Origin of the sequence: Burkholderia sp. DN3021, assembly GCF_049805555.1 — a bacterium.
In the GTDB taxonomy this organism is placed as follows: Bacteria; Pseudomonadota; Gammaproteobacteria; order Burkholderiales; family Burkholderiaceae; genus Burkholderia; species Burkholderia pyrrocinia_C.
Genome location: NZ_JBNCAB010000163.1, coordinates 1 through 5,292, shown reverse-complemented (window position 1 = coordinate 5,292; position 5,292 = coordinate 1). Strand labels below are relative to the sequence as shown.

Genomic DNA, 5,292 nt, shown 5'->3' with positions numbered 1-5,292 from the left:
GCGGCAGAGAGCGAAAAGATCGCCTCACCGCCCTTCGAGTGGGCCGCGAATCGGCCAAGTCGCGGTGTCGTCACGGCAGAGTTAGTTCAAAAGAGCGGGGTTTCGAGGTGCCCTAACGTTCACGAGGCGGATAGATCAATGGCCCTTTCTACTCGGCCTCACGCTGCCGCGCAACTACCCCTTCCGAACAAAGCCCGAAAAATAGTAGAAATGCCCGATGAAATCGGCGGATACTATTATGTAGAGTTACGAATGAGCGATTCCATTCGGCCACTTTGGCAAATTTTGTGATCGCCAATAACCTACCCGTCCTGGATTTTCTTTAATATTGATATGGTCGATCAAATTAATTGACGACTTATCAGTTAACGACGCCAATTATATCGAGAAAAATATATCATGCCAATCCATATCGGGACAGTAGTCCCTGGCAACAATCGCGTTATTTATAAAAATTTAGATAACGATTTAACGCAGAGCGCCGCCTCGATCGGAAATCACATCAAGGATGTAAAAAATTCAATCGATAACCCGATCGACATCAGTAACGTTCCGAAAATTACAGGCGCACAGAAAATCGGCACTTTCTTGCGCAAGGTGGTGGCTGCGCAATCTTACGGCTTGATGTTTGCTAATGGATCCGCGTTCGAAAAAACTGGCGACGCGCTTCCAAAGAAGCGGGAGCATGAAGCCTATGGATTTAGCCCACTTAAAAAACTTGACGATCTCTCAAAAAAGAATGTTTCCGCGATTCGCAATCGCCTGGGAGTTCTCACGGGCAGCGAGACCTCGTTAAAGGAAAAGATAACGATGGCAAAATGGGACTTTCGCCATCAGACCAACGCCATGTTGGATGATGGAAAGACACTGAACATTGCATCCAATCACATGCTGTCTCGTAACGGTGAGTCATTTCGATCGAAAACCTTCGCCGAAGACAAGGAGGTTTTGAGTAATCATGATTTTGTATTTTTTGGTGTTGAATTTTCAGGGATCGGGAAAGAAGGTCGCCCCCTGAATAGCAAACACCAGACTGTAGATTTTGGTGCCAATGCCTACGTCGTATCCGAGAACTTGCCATCTCTTCGGCATGGCTATCTCACGCTAACGGACCACTTCGAAAATCGCCTTCCTTTCTGGAGGTACCCTGAGCACAAAGATTTCTTTCAGCAGTTTCCTATTGCGGAAAGCGAGCTATCACGTGCCATTCCTGACGGAGTCAAATATGGAGATGCGCCGATATTTTCATTTGACGACATGAAGGAAGCGGTAGCGCTTCATCTAATTGAATTCTTAAGAAATAGCAAGGATTATAAATTTAGGGAGTATGTATTGACGCAGGCGTTGAACTCCGGCCGCGAAATGGATCGCGTTCTAAACAGTGTATTCCAGGCTGAATTTCATGTGCCTAGAATTCTGAGTTCCCGGGACTATGCCAAGCACACGCTCCGGGATATTTCACTTGAGGAGGCAGTGGAGGCAGCTAATTTTCCCGAGTTGGACGGAAAAATATCAGATAGAGTCGAGGCGACATCCGCAATGATTCATGTCATTAAATCTGGAAACGAAAAGGTTGCGGATTACTTGTTTGAGAAGTGGGCATTTTCGAGGCAGGACTTCACTAAGCCGGGCTTTTATGACATAACATACCTGCTGAGCGACTACGATCGAAGTTGTTACATTCTGGACAAATTCCTGTCTCTCAATTTAGTTGACGCAAATGCCAAATTTGAGAAGGTAAACAAGGGTGAAACGATGCTCAATAATGCGATCAAATCGTGCGACGAACAGAAAATTTCGGTATTGGCAAGACATGGCGCAAAACTGGAGTATGCGCAACGCAAGCCAATCGGGAGTGAATTGCTTGATGTGTTGTCGAAGTATTTTCCAAAAGATGAACTGATTAATTATCTAAAGGGCACCTCGAAAAACCGTTCGGACGCTGGCGGTCACCTCGAAAAACCGCTCTTTTGAGGCTTTGTTCGGAAGGGGTAGTTGCGCGGCAGCGTGAGGTCGAGTAGAAAGGGCCATTGATTTATCCGCCTCGTGAACGTTCACCGAGGCCATTCCCCAAGATTGAAATGGCCCGAAGAAATCAGGCAGGTCAACAAAGCCAGCCTGAAATCCGGTGCGCCGCGCAAACACCCGAAACCGACGTATCGGGTCGCAAACGCCCGCGCCTACAATCAGAGCCTGAAGCGGCGAGGCCAGCTCAGCCTCTACTGCCCGGACGGAGAGCAGGTCTTGACATGACCTCGTTCTACATATTTTTTTGCTCAATTTGTGGGCATATCGTCCGGAGTTCTCTTGCAGCGAGGGCTCCCCGGGTACCAGTTCGCGGAAATCTCGGTGTGACGTCACGGCCGCCCCGTTTGTAAGCCATTGATCCATAAGGGACTCGCCGAAATGTGTATAACGATATGGCTTGAAATTGCGCAGCTACGCAAAGATGTACTCGATAACCGACCGGGCGATGAAGGTGTCGAGATTGACCTGCGTACGGCAGAGACCGCAAACCATGAGCGTTTTTTTATAGATATTATTTTTCGCTTTGTGATAATGAGAGTGTTCAACCACGATGGGATCTTGTAATGCTCGGGACAATTTATGGTGCAGGTCATTCTGTTCGGTTTGAAATGGGGGACGGATATAAAGAGCGTCTAGGTCGCTATATTTCAGATGTTGAAGAGAGCTTGGCTTCAGGATCATGGTTCACCACAGAATTTGCAAAACTGGATAAGAAATTTATGCCAGGTTTGGTTGGGTCCGCAAATCTATCTAAACCAGGCATTAATTTACATTATATAGAAAATCCCACCTTGATTTCCGATAAGATTTTGGAATCCATTAATATCGGGGTGGGGTCGGAGCGATATATTGTAAATATGGGAGATGACGGCATTCATTTTGCCGCCTTTGATTACCGATTGGTGGATGGCAAGCCATCTCTGTTGATGTTTGAGCCTGCGAATTTCAACTTCCCGTCACCTGTATTGTTGGCATTTAGAGTTAATTCGGCTCTTGAGAAAATTGATTCTCAAGATGTGAAATTCTCAATGCTGGAAATGAATATTCAAAAAAGCAGCAATGAGTGCGGGATTTTTAGCTTGGCATTGGCCAAAAAATTACACAAGGAAAGCGATTCCGTGTCCGAATTGCATCGGATGAATGTCGCCGGCAACATCCCTTCTGCCTATGATTCGTTTTCATCGTCAGCGGAGTCTGATAAATTAATTCCGCCGTCTCTTTATAAGCACGCGCAAGGTAGAGGGCGGCTTGCTATGTATCTTGAATCCAATCGAGGGAGCGAGTCGGTTAAGGTTAATAAAAAAGGAGAGACATTACTGGATCGCCAAGTACAGCATTTGGAAGAAATAGAGGGGAAGGATGTGGTAAATTCAATTCATCAAAAGAGATTGGTGGAGTTGAATAAACTCATGGGGATAATTGGAGATTAGCGCATGTTATGCACTTTTCGTCGGAGGACGTTGCAGTCGACGTACGAGAGCGGTCCGCGTGCGGGATATGATGGCTACAAACGCAAACGCGGTAGCAAAATGCACATGGCTGCGTCGGTTCAACGTAACCGATGACCAGTTCAGCACTACTCGGTCGAGCTGCCCAAAACGCTGAGACTGCATAACCAAGGCGTATAAAAGTGCATAGAGGAGTCGGCCCGCTAATCGCCGCGCGGCCTGCACTTGGCGCCCCCGAGCGTCGGAAACATGAGTGCATAAAAAGTCGGACATGCAAAACGTAGTTGAACCAAGCCCTGCAAGGGATTGGCGGGAGTCGGATGTGCTGCAGGGTCAAACCGATCATCGGCCACGTCAAAACAGGATCACGGACTGCGGCGCCGCTGGCTGAAGGGTGCCAGCAGCGATGCGTTGCATGCGGTGCGGTGCGCGACGGGCTTCAACCTGCGCTGGTTGCTGCGCGCGATTGCCCGACTGGGCATCGGGCCAGTCTCGTTGCGCTTGCTTCGGCACGTCAAAAGTGTGGCTTTCGCGCATCTTTTCTTCACCATAGCCCGGCAATTACGGGTTGGCGTACCCATGCGCTTGCCATTTCGATGGGCGGCGGTGTTGACGCACGCGATTCAACTCGCGACGAGGTCGCGTTGCGCGCAGCTCGAAACGACCGCCTGAATTTCGCATGTCCGACTCGCTACCATCACTCATAAATTGTGCCCACGAAAATTATCATGGGCACAATCCTGCCCCCGTCGACTCCTCAACATGAGGTGCGGAGAATTTCGCGCTTACGCAGAACCCGCGCGCCGCCCGTCAATCGGTTCATTCAGCGTCCTTGCCTCCAATTCGACTCGACGGCTGTTGATGAGTCTAAAATCCTTTTCAACTTCCGATAGACTCTTTCCAACTCGTACTGGATTAAAATAATCATCAGCATGCGCCTCTATTTTTACACGACCATCCTTCCGTGTCAGCAAAGCATTCGCCACTCCCAGGCGCGCCGTAAAATCCCCACGCGATTCCGCTTCGTTATAGTCAAAAACCTTTACGTTTGGAGCCTGCCTTGTTATTCTTGTTCCATCTTTTCCAAAAAATACAATGAAAGCGGAGTCATATCGTGAAAAAATACTTACGAGGCCGTCATTATCGTACACCCTTTCGGGTGGAAGACCGGTAAGCGCCGCATGGGAATTGTCAAGCGTAATCACCCCTTGACGTGCCGTTCTCCAATTTGGATTAAGACCTTCTGCATTGCTTCTCAAGCCCGTATGATAGATATAAAAATGATCATCGCGCACGGCGTACACAACAGTGCAGCCGCTTAGTCCAGGGTTTTGCACCAAAATAGGGGACCCCTCGGACACTTCAGATAATGGAATTTTTACTGCCACCGTTCCCGAGTCACCATTTGACACGAAAATAGTACGCGCATTAATCCCAGAAAGCTTGGCACCTAGTACCGATTTAATATTGTCGACCGTACCCACGTCGATAAATTTAACGAGCTCTTTGGAGTATATCAAATCATTATTATTCGATATGCTTTTCGGCTTGAACATCCGAACGTGAGGCCTGCGTTTGACTCCACTACCAAGATCATCACTGCGATGTGCTTCGAATTTAAATGAAACCATGGGGGTTAGATCATCTTTATCGATAGGCCCCATTCCTTGCAAAGCTGAAATATCGCCAGCAGCAAATCGGTCGGTCCGACTGGCAAAGGGGAAGCAACTCAATAAGTTCGTCCCTAATGTTTGCCGCGCTACTCTGCGGGGTTTTGCACATACGTCGATGAAAGAATAAGGTGCAACTTCACCTG

General features: G+C 48.2%; 3 protein-coding genes and 2 pseudogenes. 4 read left to right on the top strand and 1 reads right to left on the bottom strand.

Annotated features, from left to right (window positions below; translation table 11 throughout):
* Positions 1-399 precede the first annotated feature (399 nt).
* The 4 genes and pseudogenes from ACPUER_RS35795 to ACPUER_RS35780 form a co-directional block, all read left to right on the top strand.
* Positions 400-1,974: a T3SS effector OspC family protein gene (locus ACPUER_RS35795; RefSeq protein WP_425133454.1), complete on the top strand. Its 1,575-nt coding sequence runs from the start codon at positions 400-402 to the stop codon at positions 1,972-1,974.
* Between the two features lie 617 nt (positions 1,975-2,591).
* Complete coding sequence (locus tag ACPUER_RS35790) at positions 2,592-3,458, top strand: YopJ/AvrA family T3SS effector serine/threonine acetyltransferase (RefSeq protein WP_425133453.1); 867 nt, start codon at positions 2,592-2,594, stop codon at positions 3,456-3,458.
* Positions 3,459-3,482: 24 nt separating this feature from the next.
* Positions 3,483-3,569: pseudogene (locus tag ACPUER_RS35785) on the top strand (IS5/IS1182 family transposase); the annotation flags it as partial.
* Between the two features lie 239 nt (positions 3,570-3,808).
* Positions 3,809-3,953, top strand: a pseudogene (locus ACPUER_RS35780) (IS5/IS1182 family transposase); the annotation flags it as partial.
* Between the two features lie 308 nt (positions 3,954-4,261).
* Here ACPUER_RS35780 and ACPUER_RS35775 read toward each other — a convergent pair.
* The coding region (locus ACPUER_RS35775; RefSeq protein WP_425133452.1) for a cytotoxic necrotizing factor Rho-activating domain-containing protein at positions 4,262-5,292 on the bottom strand (1,031 nt) is incomplete at its 5' end.